Here is a 19239-nt window from a genome sequence, read left to right on the forward strand (position 1 = left end):
TGGTGAATATGGATAAACCTACTAGAAATCCATCCACGCCGCAAACCAAGCCAAGGGAGTCCAAACAGAGTAATCATAAAGGCTCCAAGAAGAAACGCTTCAATGCACGAAAGCTTATTATGGGCTCCATCATTGCTGCCATTATAGCAGTCATCTGTGCGATGGGAATTTATATTATTGTCATCATGAGCGGCTTTAAAATTTTGGATGCCAATATTGATAAAATCGTTAGCACGACAGAGTCCACCCTTATTTATGCACAAGAGGAAGGTAAAGATAAGGATGGGAAGGACAAACCGGCCACCGAGATCTCGAAAATATATCGAGGCGAAAACCGGGAAAGTGTCAACATCAAAGACGTTCCAGAGCGTTTAAAACAAGCATTCATCGCCACGGAAGATCGTCGCTTCAATGAACATTCTGGTGTTGATTTGAGAGCAATCGGTCGTGCGCTTGTCACGGATATCATCCACATGAGTGCTGTAGAAGGTGGAAGTACAATCACGCAGCAGCTTGCCAAAAACGTATTCTTAAGCTCTGAGAAGACGGCTTTCCGAAAAGGTACGGAGATGTCGATCGCGTTTGCGCTCGATGAGCGGTTTACGAAGGATGAAATTCTGGAGAAATATCTGAATCGTATTTTCTTCGGAAGTAACGCATACGGCATTAAGGCCGCTGCCAAGGTTTACTTTGGCAAATCGAATTTGAACGATTTGGAAGTATGGGAAATGGCGACACTTGCCGCTTTACCCAAAGCACCTTCCCGATACTCGCCATTAACGCATCCTGATTTATCAAAAGAACGGCGAGCAGTTGTTCTTAGACTAATGACGGACCAGGGCTACATTACGGAGGCTGAGCGCGCCAAAGCCGCTGCTGTTGATTATGCAGCGCCTGCTACGGCAAGCTCAGGTACGAAGGAGTATGCTTCTTTCGTAGACTATGTAGTGGACGAAGCGGAAGATATGTATGGCATTGAAGAAGATGAGCTGTTGACCAAAGGTTACCGAATTTACACGACAATGAATATCAAAGCTCAGAAAGCCATTGAGCAAACGTATGCCGATCCGAGTTTCTTCCAAAAGGACGCATCAGATGGTCAGAAAATTCAGAGCGCCACGGTTATTTTGGATAATAAAACAGGTGGTATCATGGGATTAATCGGCGGCAGGGATTATAAAACCAAAGGTTTCAGTCGCGTATATGCCAAAAGACAGCCAGGCTCGTCATTTAAACCGATAGCCGTGTATGGTCCTGCTTTGGAGAGTGGGAATTATTCGCCATATTCGATTTTAGATGATACCCAGACGTCATTCGGTTCGTATTCACCGCAAAACTATGATCGCCAGACACATGGGCAAGTGACGATGTTCGAAGCAGTCAAGAAATCATACAACTTGGCTCCTGTCTGGTTATTAAGTAAAATGGGTGTTGGGACAGGGACTGCATTTGCTAATAAGCTAGGTACCACCTTAAATCCTCAGAAGGATCAGAATTTAGCAATTGCGTTAGGCGGTCTTACTGACGGTGTATCACCATTGCAAATGGCTAGAGCCTATACAGCTTTTGCTAATCAAGGCGCGCAAAATAAAACGCATGCGATTCTGCGCATTACAGACGCGCAAGGCAAGGAAATTGCGGCGTATAAGCCGGAGAAAAAGCAAGTTATCCAGCCATCCACAGCCTACTATATGACACTGTTGCTTCAGGGTGTTGTTGAGACTGGCGGTACGGGTGTGAAAGCGAAGTTCAATCGTCCGGTTGCAGGGAAAACAGGTTCAACGGGACTTGATATCAAGGGTATTGAACAGTACGATCGAGATGTATGGTTCGTTGGCTATACGCCTGAATGGACTGCAGCGGTGTGGCAAGGCTTCGATAAGGTCGATTCCAAACACTATGTGACAGTCGGAAGCGGAAGCACAGCGACACTATTCAAGACAATCATGTCGAAGTCTTTGGAAGGCAAGCCGATTACGAACTTTGTTAAGCCAGCGAATGTGTCGGATTTGAAGGAGCCACCAAGTGGAATCTCAGATGTAACAGCCACTTATGTCCCTGAGTCAAAACGAGTTAAAATTGCATGGACCTCTCTCGGAGAGAAAGTAAGTTACGAAGTGTACCGCAAAGGCGCGACTGAGGCTGAAGCGAAAATGATTGTTCAAACACCTAAAGCACTCGTCGAGGACACGACGATAAATAGCGGAGAAACGTATCAATATTACGTGGTACCGCTTGAGACGGATTCGAATACACCGGGTGCGAAGTCGAACGTTGTTACAGTCGAAATTCCGAAGGATGATTCGCTTCCTAATGGTGGAATTCCATCGCCAACACCTTCGATTTCACCGTCACCATCACCAGGTAGTGGGGCATCGCCATCCCCTTCACCGAGTGGAAAGCCTAGTCCATCGCCATCCCCAGGGGCAACGATTAAACCTGGCAATGGAACGGAAACGGGGCCTAGCCCAAGTCCGAGCCCATCCATTATCCCTAAGCCTAGTCCTACACCGTCGCCGGTAATTAAGCCGATTGACGACAAGCCGAAGATCGGCTTGTAAGGCGGCTGTGCGAGCTTTTAAGGCCCGTAATGGGCCTTAGGGCTTCGGCCGGCCGGAGCTGGACAAGCCATAACGCCCAAAAAGGGCGTTAAAGTCTCACTTTCTCGCTAAAAGGCACCTACCTGCTCGCTTCTTAAACAAATTCAAACTGGAGGACCCTACAATGAACCTAGCCACCAAATCAATGAAGTCCAAAATGCTGCTCACCGCTTCCTTGCTTACATTAACGCTTATCGCATCCGCATGCGGGAATAAGCCAACAGAAACGACTGGCGGCACGGCAACCCCAAGTACTGCAACTAAATCACCAACAGCTGCAGCAACCGCGTCACCGGCTGCATCGACATCGGCAGCAGCAGGCAAACAGTGGAGCAAGGCTCCTGACATGATTATTGACACGAACAAAACGTATCAGGCTGAGGTAACCACGTCCAAAGGAACGTTCACCATTGATCTGTACGCTAAGGAAGCGCCGAAGACTGTAAACAACTTCGTCTTCTTATCCAAAGAAGGCTTCTATAACAACGTGACGTTTCATCGTATTATCAAAACCTTCATGATTCAAACAGGTGATCCCCAAGGAACAGGAAGAGGGGGTCCAGGTTATAAGTTTGCAGATGAGCTGAAGACCACTCACACTTACGAACCAGGTACTGTGGCTATGGCTAATTCAGGCCCTAACACGAATGGCAGCCAATTTTTCATTTGTTCAGGTGCGGATTGCGCGTCATTGAACAAGATGCCTAATTACTCTATTTTCGGAAAAGTAACAGCTGAAGGTATGGCTACTATCGCAAAAATCGCGGAGACACCGGTGGAAAGAGATCCAAATGGTGGAGATTCCTCCCCAAGTAAGCCAAAAGAAAAGGTAACCATTAACACCATTTCCATCAAAGAAAAATAAACTAACATAAAGAACGCTTTCATGCTGGATAGGAGTGGATCTCATGAAACAACCGTGCCTATTGTTCCATGGATTTACAGGTGGACCTTATGAAGTTGAGCCGTTAGCTCGTCATTTACGTGAGCATGGTCACTTATGTGAGGTTCCGATCCTTCCATGGAATGGAGAAAGCCGACATCAGCTACACGCTTCACGATGGGAAGATTGGGTGCAGGCAGCGGAATGGCATGCGGCGAGGATGACAGATACGCATGGCTCCTTTGATATGGTTGGGTTTTCAATGGGAGGTCTACTTGCAGCTTATTTATCTGTTCGCTACCCAGTTCGGAGACTTATCCTGTTAAATACGGCTGTCATTTATGTTAGCCCTGGGAGGCTTCTGAACGTTCTCCGTGATGAATGGAAGTATCAACGTAAAATCAGTCTAATCAAAGGGAAATCAACGCCACTTGTTGCCACTTGGCAATTTACGAGGCTTGTCCGACATCTGAAGCCGGAACTGAGCCAAGTGAATAAGCCTACGCTAATCGCGCAGTCGGAGAGAGATCAAGTCATTCATCCCCAAAGTGCGAGGTACATTTATAGCAAGCTAAGAGGTCAACGAGAACTGCATTGGCACGCCAAATCGGATCATTTAATATGTTTGAGCGAGGATGCGCCAGTCCTATTTCGGCAAGTTAGCGCATTTTTGGATAAGGAGTAGGAAGGATGACGGCAAAGCCTAGCATGAACAAGAAAAATCGCGCCATCTCACCCGCGCCACCTAAGCGGAAAACCTACTCATCTAAAGGTAAAGCACCATCCAAGTTCTATCGTTTCTTCGTGAGGACGTTTCAATTCATTTTGATTTCCTTTACACTGTTGGTTGCTTGGATTGTTTTTATCCAATGGAAGGTGCAGGTGGGGCCTCAACATACCTTGCCGAAGCAAGTAGATGTAGGGATTGTTCTAGGGGCCTCTCTACGCAATGACATTCCTAGTCCTGGTCTGCAAGAACGGCTGGACTTAGCCGTGGATTTGTACAAGCAGGGGCGTTTTAAGCAGCTCATTGTGACTGGCGGATTGGACCATAATGGCTCCAAGCTAACGGAAGCAGAGGGGATGAGGGACTATTTGGTGAAACAAGGACTGCCAAAGACAAGCATTCTCCTTGAGCCCAAGGCGACGAGCACCTATGAGAATCTACTTTTCAGTAAGCAAATTATGGATGAGAAGTCGCTTGACAGCACGATTATCATCACCCATAAGTTTCATGGCTCCCGTTCATTAGATATTGCAGAAACACTTGGTTTCAATGATCCGCTGGTTTCATCCACAAAGTCACAGGTGCTTTTCATGCCTTATCATGAAACGAGAGAAACATTGGCGTACACGAATTGGTACTTGACCAAACTGCAATTAAAGCTCGGGCTGAAATGAGAAAACCTCTATCGAGGCCATTCAACGAAGTGCGACGCTATTCTACCCCACAAAGTGAAGATACGCTTTGAAGCATATACCGATTACTTTGCGGGGACCCCGAGAGAGGAAGGTTTTATCGCCAAATAGTAAGACGTTTTCGGAAACCGAAAACTTATACTTCCTATTGTGGAAAAAAAGCATGACAGAGAAGCGGGAGATCCGCTGTCTGTCATGCTTTTTCTCATCTAGCCATTCACGATGGCGCCGCCGTTGATATGTAGAATTTGCCCAGCCATATAGGAAGAGTCATCGCTGGCTAAGAACACATAGCTGGGAGCCAACTCACTTGGCTGTCCTGCACGTTTCATCGGCGTCGTTGAGCCGAATACCTCAACTTCCTGTGCAGTAAACGTGGACGGAATCAGTGGCGTCCAGATGGGCCCGGGAGCGACACCATTCACGCGAATGCCTTTGGCGTTCAGTTGCAGGGAGAGCGAGCGAGTGAAAGTGACAATCGCACCTTTTGTAGATGAATAATCAATTAATTGCTCGTGACCGTGATACGCGGTGATCGATGCGGTATTAATGATCGCACTTCCAGACTTTAAGTGGGGAAGGGCGGCTTGCGTCATGTAGAAGTAAGAGAAAATATTCGTTCGGAACGTTCGCTCAAGCTGCGCTGATGTTATGTCTGTTATGCTTTTCTGGGGATGCTGTTCAGCAGCATTATTGACAAGAATGTCGAGTTTTCCGAACTCTTTAATGACTTGCGAGATAATTTGCTTGCAGAAGCTCTCATCCCCAATGTCGCCGGCAACCTGTAAACACTTGCGGCCTGCTTGCTCCACATGACGTTTGGTCTCTGCGGCGTCCTTATCTTCATTCAGGTAGACGATAATCACATCGGCTCCTTCTTTGGCGTAAGCGACGGCTACGGCGCGGCCGATGCCGCTATCACCTCCCGTGATAATGGCAACTTTATCTTTTAGCTTACCAGCAGGCTTATAGCTTGCTTTCTCAAATTCGGGAAGTGGATTCATCTCTGATTCAATGCCGGGTTGATGGTTCTGATGCTGTGGCGGAAAAACGGGTTTCTCCTTCGTGGTAGTCATGCAATCGGCTCCTTTCATCCTAAGAAAATACTTTGTTAGGATGATACAAGTGGAGCCAAATCATACTTCACACGGTAATGATAGCCATATTTCATTTGATAGCCGAGCTTCTCGTACATTGAGACTGCGGGAACGTTACTTGCGATTACTTGCAAATATTGCTTGGTTGCGCCTTGTGTAATACTCCACGCGGTTAATGCATGAAGAATAGCATATCCATAACCTTTACCGCGTTGCTCCTCGTGAACGATGACATTGACGAACCCGGCCCATTCTCCTTCAACGATCGCTGTGCCAAGTGCAACAATTTGTCCTTGATCTTTTAATGAGATGAATGCTTTCGGTGCGGGCATCCGTTCACTTAAACCTTGATAGAAACTCCGACGTTCTTCTGGATACTGTTCAAGGAAGAGGAACGCATCTAGCCACTCCTTCGTTAAGGTTTGTGAAATCTCAATGTCGAGTGAATTCGCCGCAGAGTATCGGTTCTGTTTTCGTTCTAGAGAGTGAGCAGCGACCTGTTGACAATCCGCCGTCATCATATAGCAAGGGATATCGATTTCATATCCTTGCGCTTGTAGGAGGTTATCCAAATGTTCGGGAGAGGCATGACTAATATGAAAAATAGCAGGTAACCCATGACTATGGTAAAATTGTTCAACACGCGATAGCCAATGTTCATCATCTGGGTAAGCGCCGATGGCGAGTACGCTGTTTGCTCGTTTGGTGACTCCATTTGAAGCTCTAATGAGCCAGGAGTCAACCATTGAAGAGGTTTCTGATGGCCAAGTATTTGCTGCTATGCGATCTAGTAATTCGAAAAAATCACGCTCTGTTTGCATAAAAAAGATGCCTCCATCCCTTTAAAGTATTACATAAATATACATTTTAATGTATAAAAATTCAATCATTCATCTTGTGAAAATTGTGATTATTTTCAAACATTTGATTATTTGGAGGTTATCTACGTTGGAATTTCGCTTGCGATCGGCCACTTTGGAAGACTATGAAGCTGTGAATACCATCATTCGCGAAGGTCAGGAAGAGCATGCGGAGGCACTGCCAGATCGATTTGCTCGATTAGATCATGTTGTGGCGATGGGCTGGTATCGAAGCTTCTCTGCGAAGTCAGACAAAGAGATCATCGTGGCAGAGCTTGGGTCTAAGGTCGTCGGAGTGGCCATGCTGGAAATGAAGCAAAGTCCAAATTATGAAGCGTTGGTGCCTCGCACATATGCGTATTTGAATGAGTTAGCGGTGGCCTCTTCACATCAGCGGCAAGGGATTGGCACGAAGCTGTATGAAGCAGCTGTCCAATGGGCGCGGGACCGCGATGCCGCATCATTAGAACTAAATGTTTGGGAATTTAATGAGCGTGCGCTGCGCTTTTATGCGTCTATCGGCATGCTAACCTTAAATCGAACCCTGACGACACAAATAAAGAAATAGAAACAAAGGAGAATCATCGATGCTTTTTATAGATAATGAAGGAATTACCGATCCAAGGATCAATCTGGCCATTGAAGAATATGCCTTACGACAGCTACCGGCTGGAGAGAGTTATTTGCTTTTTTATATCAACGAACCCTCCATTATCATTGGCAAAAATCAAAATACGCTGGAAGAAATTAATCCTGAATATGTGAAAGCGAATAACCTGCATGTCGTCAGGCGTTTGTCTGGCGGAGGCGCGGTGTATCATGATCTGGGGAACCTGAATTTCAGTTTCATCACACGAGATGACGGCAATTCCTTTCATAATTTTCAAAAGTTTACTGCCCCCGTTGTCGAGGCCCTGCATGCACTTGGCATTCATGCTGAATTGACAGGCCGCAATGATATTCAAGTTGGTGAACGTAAAATTTCAGGTAACGCTCAATTTGCAACGAAGGGACGCATGTTCAGTCATGGAACGCTCTTATTCAATTCAGAAATTGAGAACGTCGTATCGGCGCTGCGTGTTGATCCGGACAAAATCCAATCCAAAGGAATTAAATCGATTCGCAGCCGAGTGGCTAACATTGCTGAATTTCTTAAAGAGCCTCTTACAATGGAGGAATTCCGTGTTAAGCTGCTCCTTTCTATCTTTGGCGTAAACGAAGTGGCCAATGTTCCTACGTATCAGCTCACAGAGGAAGATTGGACACAGATACATCAGATATCGGAGGAGCGGTATCAGAACTGGGATTGGAATTATGGCAAATCACCGAAGAGCACCGTTCAGCATGCGAAAAGAATCGAAGGTGTTGGAAGAATTGATGTTCGCTTATCCATTGAAGAAGGTCATCTACAGCATGTCAAAATCTATGGTGATTTCTTCGGCGCACACGATGTGGCAGAGCTTGAGGAGAAGTTGCTGGGTACCCGGTATGAGGAGTCAGCTCTTCGTGAACGATTGACAAATGTGGAGTTGAAGCGCTACTTCGGTGCTTTGGATGAGGAGACATTCGTATCCTTACTGATGTTGACGTAATCTCACATCGAACAAATTATCAGCTTATTCGGTTAACTATGACGGCTGCGGTCTAAAATGGGTTTCACAAGCGTAGGATGGTGGATACGCACTAATAAACCATCATCTAAACGAGGTGATCCTCATGAGTGGTAGAAGCTTGCCATCCAGACAAATCAACATCGTTCTACGGCAGCCGGAACCTGGCAGTCAGCGGCGTACGGTTGAGGGCACAGTGGGGCAAAGCACTTCACCCCTTGCTGACGCCGAGCCCTTGATCTCTGGTAAAAGGACGCCAATGGAAGGTCCGCTATCGGATATTTTCAAAGAGCTGAATCAACTCATAGGCTTAGAAAATGTCAAAGAGCTGGTGCATGAAATTTATGCGCTCCTCCAGATTTCCCAATTTCGTGCTGAAGCTGGACTTTTGAGCAATGCTCATGTGTACCATATGATTTTCAAAGGCAGCCCTGGGACAGGGAAAACGACCGTTGCGAGACTGCTAGGACGGATGTTTCATGCGATGGGCGTGCTGAGTAAGGGGCATTTCATCGAGGTAGAGCGTGCAGACCTTGTGGGAGAATACATCGGGCACACCGCACTGAAAACACGTGAATTAATGAAAAAAGCGATGGGCGGCATCCTATTTATTGATGAGGCATATAGCTTGGCAAGAGGTGGAGAAAAGGATTTTGGGAAGGAATCCATTGATGCTCTGGTTAAGGGAATGGAAGATAAGAAAAATGAGTTTATCCTTATTCTAGCGGGTTATAGTGAAGAAATGGAGCAATTTCTAGCTACAAATCCAGGACTGCCATCCCGTTTTCCGATTCAAATTGAGTTTGAGGATTATCCCATTGATCAATTGATCCAAATTACAGAGCTGATGGCAAAGGAGCGGGAGTATGTGCTGCTGCCACAAACGCTAGCGAAGCTAAAGCAGCATCTATCTGAGGAAAAAGCGATGACCTGGCGTGCTTTTAGTAATGCGCGATATGTGAGGAACATTTTGGAAAAAGCGATGCGGCATCAAGCCGTACGATTGTTAAGTCAATATGTGAATGCACCCTCCAAAATTGAATTGATGTCGATTCGCCCTGAAGATGTGAAATTTAAATGACAGCTAATAAAACCATTTAACCTGCTCAGGTTGATGGTTTTTTGCTTTTTATAGAGTGATTCGTCCTCAGATGTATCGATAAAATGAAGGCAAGGTGAAGCAAGTCCGTTATAATCGAATTTTCCTGTGTATCAAATTGACTTTCCTAATCATTTCCTCCACAATGATGAAGGAATAGGCCAATTGGGCCTTATTTCAGTCATTATAAGCATGATGCGGGAAGTAAAGGAGACCACAATGAAAACAACTTCACATATGGTTGAAAAAGATATCGATGACAGAGCGGTGCTCGTCAGTCTAATTACACAGAAGCAGAAGAAAAATGAGCTTCTAGCGGAGTATTCGTTGCAAGAGCTAGTGAAACTGGCAGAAACAGCAGGCGTCCAGGTGCTGGAGACGATGACACAGAACAAAGAAGCCAAGGATACTAAGTGGTTTATTGGTAAAGGGAAAGTGGAAGAATTAAAGCTTATGCTAGAAGAGCTTGGCGGGAACACAGCCATCTTCGACCAGGAGCTGTCAGGTGCACAGGTTCGTAATTTGGAAGCAGCGCTCGATGTGAAAATTATTGATCGGACGCAGCTCATTCTGGATATTTTCGCTCAGCGTGCCAAAACACGTGAAGGGATTATTCAGGTTGAATTAGCGCAGCTAAGCTACTTGCTTCCAAGGCTGTCGGGCCAAGGCAAAAACCTGTCTCGTCTTGGTGGCGGGATTGGGACAAGAGGACCCGGGGAATCGAAGCTGGAAACAGATCGCCGGCATATCCGCGGGCGTATTGATGAATTGAAGGCGCAGCTGGAAGAAGTTGTGCGTCACCGCACGCTGCATCGGGAACGTCGTAAGAAAAGTGGCGTATTCCAAGTCGCGTTAGTGGGGTATACCAATGCAGGGAAGTCTACGTTATTGAAACAATTAACACAGGCGGATGTCTATATTGAGAATCAATTGTTCGCAACCTTAGATCCGACGTCACGGACAATGGTATTGCCAAGCGGCAAAGAGATTGTACTTACGGATACGGTTGGTTTTATTCAAAATCTCCCCCATGATCTAGTCGCATCGTTCCGCGCTACGTTGGAAGAGGCGAATGAGGCCGATTTAATTCTCCATGTGGTGGATAGCTCAACAGATATGCGGAACGAGCAGATGCGTGTCGTACAAGAAGTATTAGAAGAGCTTGGTGCACATCACAAAGAACAAATTACCATTTTTAATAAAATTGATCTCTGTCCGCAAGCGGAGCGGGAAATGCTTTCAACGGAAGGCGAATTCATGAAAATGAGTGCTTACACGCCTGAAGATCTGGAACGACTTTGTAACACCATTGAGGATAAGTTGATGGGGGATAGCAAGGAATTCCGTATTCCAGCTAATAAAGGTGATATCATCGCCCTCATGTATCGCATAGGCGAGGTGCTTGAGACCGATGTGGATGGGGAAGACATGGTGTTCAAGGTTCGTGTGAACAAGGATGATTATGTAAAGCAGGCGTATTTACTGGTTGATTACGATCAATCGGTGGCACAAACCGAGCAGGATGAGAATGAGGGAGAGAGCAACTAAGATGCATTTCGGGGAAAAGGTTATTGCGAGAATGGAAAGAGCTGAGCAACGCGTAGAGAGCGCTTTTCGTCAAATCGAGAAAACCATTGATCTTAACCAATGGAAGGTGATTCGTGCCTTCCAGGCACATAAAGTAAGTGATTATCATTTTGCGTCTTCAACGGGTTATGGCTACAATGATCGAGGCAGAGAAGTGCTAGATCTTGTCTATGCCGATGCGATGGGAGCAGAAGCAGCGCTAGTACGCCCGCATTTTGTATCGGGAACACATACCATCGGTACCGCTTTGTTTGGTGTTCTGCGCCCAGGCGAACATCTACTTTACATCACGGGTAAGCCCTATGATACGTTGCACAAAGTCATTGGCAAGCCTGGCGATGGCACAGGCTCCTTACAGGACTTCGGCATCGGTTACAGCGAGGTCGACCTTCTCGAGGATGGGTCGCCGGATTGGCCTGCGATCCAAGCGGCCATTCAGCCGAACACAAAGGTGATCGGCATCCAGCGTTCACGCGGCTACTCGTGGCGGCCGTCGTTCACGATCGCGCAAATCGGCGAAATGGTCCGATTTGTGAAAGAGATCAACCCAGAGCTCATTGTCTTCGTGGACAATTGCTATGGTGAATTCACTGAGCCGCAGGAGCCGACGCAAGTTGGCGTCGATCTGATGGCCGGCTCGTTGATCAAGAACCCCGGCGGCGGTATCGCCCCTTCGGGCGGCTATATCGCCGGGCGACGCGACCTCGTGGAGCTCGCCGCGTACAGACTGACCGCCCCCGGCATTGGGGGCGAGGTCGGGGCCATGCTCGGCGCGACGCGAGCCATGTTTCAAGGGCTATTCCTTGCCCCGCATTTGGTGGGGCAAGCGGTCAAGGGCTCGGTCTTCGCAGCAGCGATATTCGAAGACCTCGGCTTTGTCAGCTCACCGCGCTGGGACGCGCAGCGGACGGACTTGATCCAAGCGATCCGCTTCACGTCGGCGGAGCATTTGATTACGTTCGTGCAGGGCATCCAGAAGGCTTCTGCAGTGGATTCGCATGTCGTTCCAGAGCCTTGGGACATGCCGGGCTACGAGCATCCCGTCATTATGGCGGCGGGAACGTTCATTCAAGGCGGCAGCTTGGAGCTGTCTGCCGATGCTCCGATTCGCGAACCTTTTATCGCGTACATGCAGGGCGGCTTGACCTACTCACATTGCAAGTTAGGTGTACTGACGGCAATCCAACATATGGAAGACAAGGGATTACTGTGAAAATTTAAACTGTGAACAAACCTCACACTCCTTGACACGTTTTTGTTAGGAAGGTACAATAAGGGAGAGGTACTTACTGACCAGGAGTGATTAGCATGAGTGATGAGATACGTAGAAATATGGCGTTATTCCCCATCGGAATCGTCATGAAGCTGACTGATTTAACTGCAAGACAAATTCGCTACTATGAGCAACACGAACTGATTATCCCGGCACGAACTGCTGGAAATCAACGGCTCTATTCGTTTAATGACGTGGAACGTCTTCTTGAAATTAAAGATTTGATTGAAAAAGGCGTGAACATTGCCGGTATCAAGCAGGTTCTTATCCCTGTGGATAAGGATTCTGAGGATGCAACGATCCTTAACGAGCACACCGAAGTGAAGCGTAAAGAATTAACCGACTCTCAATTGCACAAAATGCTGAAGCAGCAATTGATTGGTGGCGGAAAACGTCCGGATCAGGTTTCTTTGATCCAAGGACAGTTATCTAGATTTTATAAATAATAGGTTTGTCTAATTGCTTAACATTTGAGAGGAGAATGCACGCGTGAGCTATAACATCAACTATTCCAAAGAAGATATTCTTCGCATCGCTAAAGCAGAAAACGTTCGCTTCATCCGTTTGCAATTCACAGACTTGATGGGAAGTATTAAGAACGTAGAAATTCCTCTAAGCCAGCTTGAGAAAGCGCTTGATAACAAAATGATGTTTGATGGATCTTCCATCGAAGGTTATGTCCGTATTGAAGAGTCGGATATGTACTTATATCCGGATTTAGATACATGGGTTATTTTCCCATGGGTAACTGAAAGTAAAGTTGCTCGTTTAATCTGCGACATTTATATGCCAGATGGCACGCCATTCCCTGGGGATCCGCGCGCTATTTTGAAAAATGCGTTGAAGCAAGCTGAGGAAATGGGTTACTCGGCAATGAACGTTGGACCAGAACCTGAATTCTTCTTGTTCAAAACAGATGACAAAGGCAATCCAACAACTGAATTGAATGACCAAGGTGGTTACTTCGATTTGGCGCCAATGGATCTTGGTGAGAACTGCCGTCGTGATATCGTATTGACACTGGAAGAAATGGGCTTTGAAATTGAAGCTTCTCACCATGAAGTAGCGCCTGGACAGCACGAAATCGACTTCAAATACGCAGATGCGATTAAAGCAGCTGACCAAATTCAAACATTCAAGCTTGTTGTCAAAACAGTAGCTAGACAGCATGGCTTGCACGCAACGTTTATGCCGAAGCCACTATTCGGAATGAACGGATCTGGTATGCACTGTCACCAATCCTTGTTCAAGGGTGAGACGAATGCGTTCTATGATGAGAGCGACAAATTAGGCTTGAGCACAGTAGCAAGACAATATATGGCTGGTGTACTTCGTCATGCGCGTTCTTTTGCAGCGATTACGAACCCAACAGTTAACTCTTACAAACGTCTAGTACCTGGTTATGAAGCGCCTTGCTATGTAGCATGGTCCGCTAGTAACCGCAGCCCTATGATTCGGATTCCAGCTTCCCGCGGTCTTAGCACACGTGTTGAAGTTCGTAACCCGGATCCAGCGGCGAATCCTTACTTGGCATTGGCAGTTATGCTAGCAGCTGGTTTGGATGGCATTAAGAACAAAATGCAGCTTCCTCCGCCAACAGATCGCAACATTTATGTAATGACGGAAGAAGAGCGTGAAGCCGAAGGCATTCCTAGCTTGCCGCTGAACTTGAAGCAAGCGTTGGACGAGCTGCTTCGTGATGATGTGATTTGCGATACACTCGGTGAGCATGCCCTTGCACATTTTTATGAGTTGAAAGAAATTGAGTGGGACATGTATCGTACTCAGGTTCACCAATGGGAAAGAGATCAGTATCTGTCTCTCTACTAAAATTATCGAAACCCTGAAACCCTTGACGCTCATCGCGTTGAGGGTTTTTCTTTTCTTGGACAAGCCTATCATTGCCAATCCCTAATGGGGTACGTTATCATAGAGATGGGTTTTATTTGACAACTAGATACATAAGGCCTGTCAGTCTCGCATAACAGAGTTGATGGGTTTTTTAACGCGAAGGAGACTAATTGAACAATGGACAATTTCAATCGTAATTTAGAAAAGTATGCAGAGTTAGTGATTCGAATCGGGGTTAACTTGAATAAAGGCCAAGATTTGTTGGTCGAAGCTCCCATAGAAACACTTGATTTAACGAGACTGATCGTTCAAAAAGCTTATGAGGCTGGCGCGAATTTTGTCCATGTGCATTGGCAGGATGATGTCGTTACTCGCAGTAAATTCGATTATGCACAAGACGATTCGATGGACTATTACCCTGAGTGGTATACGACGATGCTCGAACGGTTTGTTGAGAACGGTGGAGCCTTATTGAACATTAAGGTGCCGAATCCGAATCTGTATGATGGTATTGATGCTAGTCTGATTTCTAGAGCTTCCAAAGCCGCTTCGACTGCTAGGGCCAAGTATCAGCACTATGTGCGAACAGGTGAGTTTAGCTGGTGTTTAATCAAAGCACCTACTGAAGCTTGGGCTTCAATTGTGTATGCAGATCTGCCAGAAGAGCAGCGAATTCCTGCGATGTGGGATGCGATTTTCAAAATCAACCGTGTGTATGAAGAGAATCCTGTTGCGGCTTGGCAGTCACACTTGGATACGTTGAAGGCTACGCATAGCTTGTTGAATGACAAAAGCTATAAAGCGCTGCGGTATCGGGCTACGGGTACGGATTTGCGTGTTGAGCTGCCAGAAGGACATATTTGGCTAGGTGGGGATAATGAGAACGCCCAAGGCATCCGATATGTGGCGAATATGCCGACGGAAGAAGTGTTTACTATACCCAACCGGACAGGTGTTAGTGGTACCGTGGCGAGTACGATGCCTTTGAATATTAATGGCGCGTTGGTGGATCGGTTTACATTTACTTTCGATGCTGGAAAGGTAGTGGACTTCAAGGCTGAAGTTGGGCATGACCATTTGGCACGTTTACTGGATATGGATGAAGGGGCGCGCTATTTGGGTGAGGTTGCACTTGTGCCGTTTGATTCTCCGATTTCCAATTTAAATCGTATTTTCTACAATACAGGCATTGATGAGAATGCTTCCTGTCACTTGGCTTTGGGCAGCTGTTATCCAATTAATTTGAAGGATGGTACCAAGTTGTCCAACGAGGAATTGAAAGCTCGCGGAGGGAATACATCGTTGATACATGTGGACTTCATGATTGGGTCTGCGGAGCTTGAAATCGATGGGGAATTAGCGGATGGTACGATCGAACCGATCTTCCGTGCGGGGAACTGGGTGTTAACGTTTTAGATTGTGATTGAAATGTAAATGTTTGGAGTCACAAGTTGACGAAACCACGCATTCAGTTCAAAAATGCAAAAATACAACCTTTTTAACGAACATACGTTGGCTATTCGAAATGTGTGCAAATACGCAACTTTTTTTGGGGGTTTCGTCGGATTGGTGCCTCATCGGTCCTAAAGGGTGCTTTTTTGCACTTATTTAATCATTCTGAGGCGTTTTCCCCCGAAAATAAGTGTATTTTTGCATCTTTGTCCTTTTGCACCTTAGTCAAACCCGTAACCAACTACGAGATAAAAAACGAGGAGCTACGCGGCTTATCCCGCTTAGCTCCTCGTTTTTTATTGCTTTTGTAGGCGTAATGCGGGGGAAGGTACACCCACATTTGTTCGCCTACATCGATTCTACATATCCCGGAACAAGCCGATAACGCGTCCAAGGATCGTCACGTTCTTCAATAGAATGGGTTGAAGTGCGGAGTTCTCCGGTTGAAGGCGAATATGATCCTTCTCCTTGTAGAAACGCTTGACAGTAGCTTCATCATCTTCGGTCATCGCGACAACGATATCGCCGTTATTCGCCGTTTGCTGTTGTTTCACAATGACATAGTCACCATTGTGAATCCCAGCTTCAATCATACTGTCCCCCATAATACTTAGCATGAACACGTTGTTGTCGCCAACCATGCTTGAAGGGAGTGGGAAATAATCTTCGATATTCTCAGTGGCTGTAATAGGAACACCAGCCGTTACTTTACCAACGAGGGGAACACGAGCGACGGAGACTGCGAATTGGGATTCGGCACCATCTAGTCCAAGAATTTCGATTGCACGTGGTTTAGTAGGATCTCGACGAATCATGCCCTTTTTCTCAAGACGCTCCAAATGCCCATGTACGGTTGAACTCGAAGCTAGTCCAACAGCTTCGCCGATTTCTCTTACGGAAGGCGGGTAGCCCTTATCTTTCACTTCGTTCTTAATGAATTCCATTATTGCTTGTTGACGCTGCGAAATTTTACTCATAAGTTATCACTCCAATACTGGGAATCATTACCCAAAGTATAACATAGAACCCGAGTTCGTACAAACATAAGTTCGAAAAACGGTTGACTCAAACATGTGTTCGTGTTATTCTAATATCAGAACAAATGTTTGGGGGATGATTTTATGTATATGGCTTATTCACAATCGAACGCAACAACAACACTTCAAGGTACTGCTCACACATCCAGAGGGATGACGAATAAACGGAGTTATACGAAACTACTACTTCGTTTCTTGTTGATCGCAGTTATACTTGGCACAGTGTTTTCATTTGGTGCGATTGTACAAGCCTATGCAGGTGATGGGACCGTTTCAGTAGCTACACCTAGCGCTTCTGTTCAACCATCGGTGAAAGTTATCCAGCACGAGAAGATTGTTATCCAAAGCGGGGACACGCTATGGGAAATTGCAGATGCTCACAAAAAGAAGGGTGAGAACACACGTTCTTACGTCGAGAAATTGAAATCAATTAATCATTTATCGAGCAGTTCTTTGCAAGAAGGGCAAGTTCTATTACTTCCTTAATGAACGAATTCTAAGTTACTTATATAGATGTAAGTTCGAGACATAGCCGCCCGTTGCTATGTCTCTTTGCGTTGTATCCTTGACAATCACAATCGGTGATGGCAAAGTAGTACTCATATTAAAATTTTGACTGGGAGGATTACTATGAGTGACAGCATGGATAAGACGATTGAACGTATCAATGAACTAGCTCGAAAGGCGAAGACGGTTGGCCTTACAGACGCTGAGTTAGAGGAACGTAACGAACTAAGAAAGATCTATATAAATGCCTTTAGAGGTAATCTGAAGGTCCAACTAGATTCCATTAAGTTTACTGACGAAGAGAATTAAGCTTACACATAGATACTACATTCAAAGGGGAAATGAATGATGACGTTGAAAGCTGTGCTTTTTGATTTGGATGATACGCTATTATGGGATGATCGTAGTGTGGAGGAAGCCTTTGCTGCAACTTGTGCCGAAGCGGCGAAGCATGTTCGTGTTAACCCAGAGGAATTAGAAGCATCTGTTCGTAAAGAAGCAAGAAGTTTATATGAATCCTTTGAAACATTTCCATTCACCAAAATGATCGGGATCAACCCGTTCGAGGGTCTATGGGCAAATTTCACACAGGGCGAAGATGAAAACTTCCGTAAACTAGAGAAGCTTGCACCAGGTTATCGCACAGAATCATGGACGAGAGGGCTTGCAGCTCTTGGGATTGAAAATCGTGAGCTTGGGTACAAGCTAGGTGAATTGTTTGCTGCGGAACGCCGCAGCCGTCCTTATGTTTATGAAGAAACGTTTCGTGTATTGGATGCTTTGAAAGGCAATTACAAGCTTCTTCTATTAACCAACGGTTCTCCGGATCTTCAAAAAGAGAAATTGGCAGGTGTTCCTGCGATTGCTCCATATTTTGATCACATCGTGATTTCGGGTGAATTTGGACAAGGGAAACCAGCTGCAGCTATTTTCAATTATGCACTAGGGTTGCTTGAGATCGAAGCCGAGGAAGGCATTATGATTGGGGACAAGCTGACGACGGATATTTTGGGGTCGGGAAGCATTGGTATGCGTAACATTTGGATTAATCATCACGGACTTCAAAGCGGCGACGAGATCGTACCTGCTTATGAAGTAAGCCGACTTCAAGATATTTTGCCGATTATTTCAAACGGTTAAGTTGGAGAGTAATAAGAAAGCCCAACAGCGATTCAAGACTTAATGGTCTTGAAGTGCTGTTGGGCTATTTTTGCGGTATTGAAATTATGCTTTAGTAAATTGTGGATCATCAACATTGTAAGCAACCCAGCCATCTTTTTCGATGAAAAGGCGAACAGCAACAATTTCACGGTTTTCCATCAAAGTGAAGAAATGATTCGTGTTCTCAGGTACGGAGATCACATCACCTGGCTCAAGTTCAACGTCGAAATAGCCATGTTCTTCGGATTTGATAATGAAAATCCCTTTACCAGAAACGATAGCGCGGATTTCATCTTCGGTGTGCGTGTGCACTTGTTCGAACTTTTTGAGAAGTTCTTCAATATTGGGAGTTACATCAGAAAGGGAGATAACATCCCAAATTTCGTAACCGCGTCTTGCAGCTAGATCTTTGATTTCAGCTTCATAAGTGGAAATGATTTCTGCTTTCTCATCATCGCTTAGGATAAATTTCTCGCGAAGCGCGACAGGCAGCTTGTTAGCGTCCCAGTGCTCATAGACAACTTCTTGACTATCCAAGAAGGCTTTAACTTGCACTTCGCCTTCGATACGTTCATTGGTATTTCTAATTCTAATTTGTGCCACGTAACATCCCTCTTTCATAAATAAATATAACCATATTATAGAGGATATCCAGCTCACTGTCGATGGAAGGATATAAGTTTTTCCGATAAAACCTATAGGAATTAATCATAATTCAAAATCTTTTCATAGAAGCCGGATTCTGTTACACTAAAACTTAACATAATTTGTCGTTTTTTTTCTCATTTCGGTTTAGGAAAAGT

Annotated in this window: 19 protein-coding genes; 15 read left to right on the top strand and 4 right to left on the bottom strand. The window is 45.7% G+C overall.

Features of this window, described 5'->3' with window-relative positions; all coding sequences use genetic code 11:
- Nucleotides 1–8 precede the first annotated feature (8 nt).
- The 4 genes from AC58QO_RS13300 to AC58QO_RS13315 all read left to right on the top strand — a co-directional run bounded on the left by AC58QO_RS13300 (nucleotide 9) and on the right by AC58QO_RS13315 (nucleotide 4884).
- Nucleotides 9–2561: a transglycosylase domain-containing protein gene (locus tag AC58QO_RS13300; protein WP_497266115.1), complete on the top strand. Its 2553-nt coding sequence runs from the start codon at nucleotides 9–11 to the stop codon at nucleotides 2559–2561.
- A gap of 163 nt (nucleotides 2562–2724) precedes the next feature.
- Nucleotides 2725–3465: a peptidylprolyl isomerase gene (locus tag AC58QO_RS13305; RefSeq protein WP_497266117.1), complete on the top strand. Its 741-nt coding sequence runs from the start codon at nucleotides 2725–2727 to the stop codon at nucleotides 3463–3465.
- Nucleotides 3466–3508: 43 nt separating this feature from the next.
- On the top strand, nucleotides 3509–4168 hold the full coding sequence (locus AC58QO_RS13310; protein WP_497266119.1) for an alpha/beta hydrolase: 660 nt from the start codon (nucleotides 3509–3511) through the stop codon (nucleotides 4166–4168).
- Between the two features lie 5 nt (nucleotides 4169–4173).
- Nucleotides 4174–4884: a YdcF family protein gene (locus AC58QO_RS13315; RefSeq protein WP_497266121.1), complete on the top strand. Its 711-nt coding sequence runs from the start codon at nucleotides 4174–4176 to the stop codon at nucleotides 4882–4884.
- Between the two features lie 227 nt (nucleotides 4885–5111).
- On the opposite strand, the gene AC58QO_RS13320 is transcribed toward AC58QO_RS13315, so the two are convergent.
- Both AC58QO_RS13320 and AC58QO_RS13325 read right to left on the bottom strand, forming a co-directional pair.
- Nucleotides 5112–5978 (bottom strand): SDR family oxidoreductase, encoded by an 867-nt coding sequence (locus AC58QO_RS13320; RefSeq protein WP_497266123.1) that lies wholly within the window; start codon nucleotides 5976–5978, stop codon nucleotides 5112–5114.
- 35 nt (nucleotides 5979–6013) lie between these two features.
- On the bottom strand, nucleotides 6014–6820 hold the full coding sequence (locus AC58QO_RS13325) for a GNAT family N-acetyltransferase (RefSeq protein WP_497266125.1): 807 nt from the start codon (nucleotides 6818–6820) through the stop codon (nucleotides 6014–6016).
- Nucleotides 6821–6947: 127 nt separating this feature from the next.
- On the opposite strand from AC58QO_RS13325, the gene AC58QO_RS13330 reads away from it, so the two are divergent.
- The 8 genes from AC58QO_RS13330 (at nucleotide 6948) to AC58QO_RS13365 (ending at nucleotide 15695) form a co-directional block, all read left to right on the top strand.
- A complete protein-coding gene (locus AC58QO_RS13330) occupies nucleotides 6948–7427 on the top strand; it encodes a GNAT family N-acetyltransferase (protein ID WP_497266127.1) in 480 nt (159 codons plus the stop codon).
- 19 nt (nucleotides 7428–7446) lie between these two features.
- The gene (lplA, locus tag AC58QO_RS13335) at nucleotides 7447–8451 is read left to right on the top strand and encodes a lipoate--protein ligase (RefSeq protein WP_497266129.1); all 1005 of its coding nucleotides are present in this window, start codon (nucleotides 7447–7449) and stop codon (nucleotides 8449–8451) included.
- Between the two features lie 124 nt (nucleotides 8452–8575).
- Nucleotides 8576–9550: an AAA family ATPase gene (locus AC58QO_RS13340; RefSeq protein ID WP_497266131.1), complete on the top strand. Its 975-nt coding sequence runs from the start codon at nucleotides 8576–8578 to the stop codon at nucleotides 9548–9550.
- A 237-nt stretch (nucleotides 9551–9787) separates the two neighbouring features.
- Nucleotides 9788–11116 (top strand): GTPase HflX, encoded by a 1329-nt coding sequence (gene hflX / locus AC58QO_RS13345; RefSeq protein WP_497266133.1) that lies wholly within the window; start codon nucleotides 9788–9790, stop codon nucleotides 11114–11116.
- Nucleotides 11097–12368: a methionine gamma-lyase family protein gene (locus tag AC58QO_RS13350; protein WP_497266135.1), complete on the top strand. Its 1272-nt coding sequence runs from the start codon at nucleotides 11097–11099 to the stop codon at nucleotides 12366–12368. Before hflX ends, AC58QO_RS13350 begins: the two co-directional genes overlap by 20 nt.
- A 95-nt stretch (nucleotides 12369–12463) precedes the next feature.
- The gene (locus AC58QO_RS13355; RefSeq protein ID WP_047676992.1) at nucleotides 12464–12874 is read left to right on the top strand and encodes a MerR family transcriptional regulator; all 411 of its coding nucleotides are present in this window, start codon (nucleotides 12464–12466) and stop codon (nucleotides 12872–12874) included.
- 55 nt (nucleotides 12875–12929) lie between these two features.
- Nucleotides 12930–14258, top strand: a complete 1329-nt coding sequence (glnA, locus tag AC58QO_RS13360) for a type I glutamate--ammonia ligase (protein ID WP_497267480.1) — start codon at nucleotides 12930–12932, stop codon at nucleotides 14256–14258.
- A 198-nt stretch (nucleotides 14259–14456) separates the two neighbouring features.
- Nucleotides 14457–15695 (top strand): aminopeptidase, encoded by a 1239-nt coding sequence (locus tag AC58QO_RS13365; protein WP_497266136.1) that lies wholly within the window; start codon nucleotides 14457–14459, stop codon nucleotides 15693–15695.
- A 395-nt stretch (nucleotides 15696–16090) separates the two neighbouring features.
- Here the strand turns inward: AC58QO_RS13365 and lexA are convergent, their stop codons facing one another.
- A complete protein-coding gene (gene lexA / locus AC58QO_RS13370; protein WP_056620907.1) occupies nucleotides 16091–16708 on the bottom strand; it encodes a transcriptional repressor LexA in 618 nt (205 codons plus the stop codon).
- A 144-nt stretch (nucleotides 16709–16852) separates the two neighbouring features.
- On the opposite strand from lexA, the gene AC58QO_RS13375 reads away from it, so the two are divergent.
- The 3 genes from AC58QO_RS13375 (at nucleotide 16853) to AC58QO_RS13385 (ending at nucleotide 18415) form a co-directional block, all read left to right on the top strand.
- Entirely contained in the window at nucleotides 16853–17254 is a 402-nt protein-coding gene (locus tag AC58QO_RS13375) for a LysM peptidoglycan-binding domain-containing protein (RefSeq protein ID WP_497266138.1), read from the top strand.
- 144 nt (nucleotides 17255–17398) lie between these two features.
- A complete protein-coding gene (locus AC58QO_RS13380; protein ID WP_497266140.1) occupies nucleotides 17399–17584 on the top strand; it encodes a DUF896 domain-containing protein in 186 nt (61 codons plus the stop codon).
- 39 nt (nucleotides 17585–17623) lie between these two features.
- Nucleotides 17624–18415 carry an HAD family hydrolase gene (locus tag AC58QO_RS13385; protein ID WP_497267482.1) on the top strand — a complete coding sequence of 264 codons (792 nt, stop codon included), beginning with the start codon at nucleotides 17624–17626 and terminating at the stop codon, nucleotides 18413–18415.
- Nucleotides 18416–18499: 84 nt separating this feature from the next.
- Here AC58QO_RS13385 and AC58QO_RS13390 read toward each other — a convergent pair whose 3' ends face one another.
- The gene (locus AC58QO_RS13390; RefSeq protein ID WP_497266142.1) at nucleotides 18500–19039 is read right to left on the bottom strand and encodes a 1,2-dihydroxy-3-keto-5-methylthiopentene dioxygenase; all 540 of its coding nucleotides are present in this window, start codon (nucleotides 19037–19039) and stop codon (nucleotides 18500–18502) included.
- Nucleotides 19040–19239: the final 200 nt, after the last annotated feature.

It is taken from the genome of Paenibacillus sp. J31R30 (genome assembly GCF_059692115.1).

What these genes read in the sequence shown, in the direction of transcription:
- AC58QO_RS13300 (WP_497266115.1), top strand. Translation starts at nt 9, where the DNA reads ATGGATAAACCTACTAGAAATCCATCCACGCCGCAAACCAAGCCAAGG.
- AC58QO_RS13305 (WP_497266117.1), top strand. Translation starts at nt 2,725, where the DNA reads ATGAACCTAGCCACCAAATCAATGAAGTCCAAAATGCTGCTCACCGCT.
- AC58QO_RS13310 (WP_497266119.1), top strand. Translation starts at nt 3,509, where the DNA reads ATGAAACAACCGTGCCTATTGTTCCATGGATTTACAGGTGGACCTTAT.
- AC58QO_RS13315 (WP_497266121.1), top strand. Translation starts at nt 4,174, where the DNA reads ATGACGGCAAAGCCTAGCATGAACAAGAAAAATCGCGCCATCTCACCC.
- AC58QO_RS13320 (WP_497266123.1), bottom strand. Translation starts at nt 5,978, where the DNA reads ATGACTACCACGAAGGAGAAACCCGTTTTTCCGCCACAGCATCAGAAC.
- AC58QO_RS13325 (WP_497266125.1), bottom strand. Translation starts at nt 6,820, where the DNA reads ATGCAAACAGAGCGTGATTTTTTCGAATTACTAGATCGCATAGCAGCA.
- lplA (WP_497266129.1), top strand. Translation starts at nt 7,447, where the DNA reads ATGCTTTTTATAGATAATGAAGGAATTACCGATCCAAGGATCAATCTG.
- AC58QO_RS13340 (WP_497266131.1), top strand. Translation starts at nt 8,576, where the DNA reads ATGAGTGGTAGAAGCTTGCCATCCAGACAAATCAACATCGTTCTACGG.
- hflX (WP_497266133.1), top strand. Translation starts at nt 9,788, where the DNA reads ATGAAAACAACTTCACATATGGTTGAAAAAGATATCGATGACAGAGCG.
- AC58QO_RS13350 (WP_497266135.1), top strand. Translation starts at nt 11,097, where the DNA reads ATGAGGGAGAGAGCAACTAAGATGCATTTCGGGGAAAAGGTTATTGCG.
- AC58QO_RS13355 (WP_047676992.1), top strand. Translation starts at nt 12,464, where the DNA reads ATGAGTGATGAGATACGTAGAAATATGGCGTTATTCCCCATCGGAATC.
- AC58QO_RS13365 (WP_497266136.1), top strand. Translation starts at nt 14,457, where the DNA reads ATGGACAATTTCAATCGTAATTTAGAAAAGTATGCAGAGTTAGTGATT.
- lexA (WP_056620907.1), bottom strand. Translation starts at nt 16,708, where the DNA reads ATGAGTAAAATTTCGCAGCGTCAACAAGCAATAATGGAATTCATTAAG.
- AC58QO_RS13375 (WP_497266138.1), top strand. Translation starts at nt 16,853, where the DNA reads ATGTATATGGCTTATTCACAATCGAACGCAACAACAACACTTCAAGGT.
- AC58QO_RS13380 (WP_497266140.1), top strand. Translation starts at nt 17,399, where the DNA reads ATGAGTGACAGCATGGATAAGACGATTGAACGTATCAATGAACTAGCT.
- AC58QO_RS13385 (WP_497267482.1), top strand. Translation starts at nt 17,624, where the DNA reads ATGACGTTGAAAGCTGTGCTTTTTGATTTGGATGATACGCTATTATGG.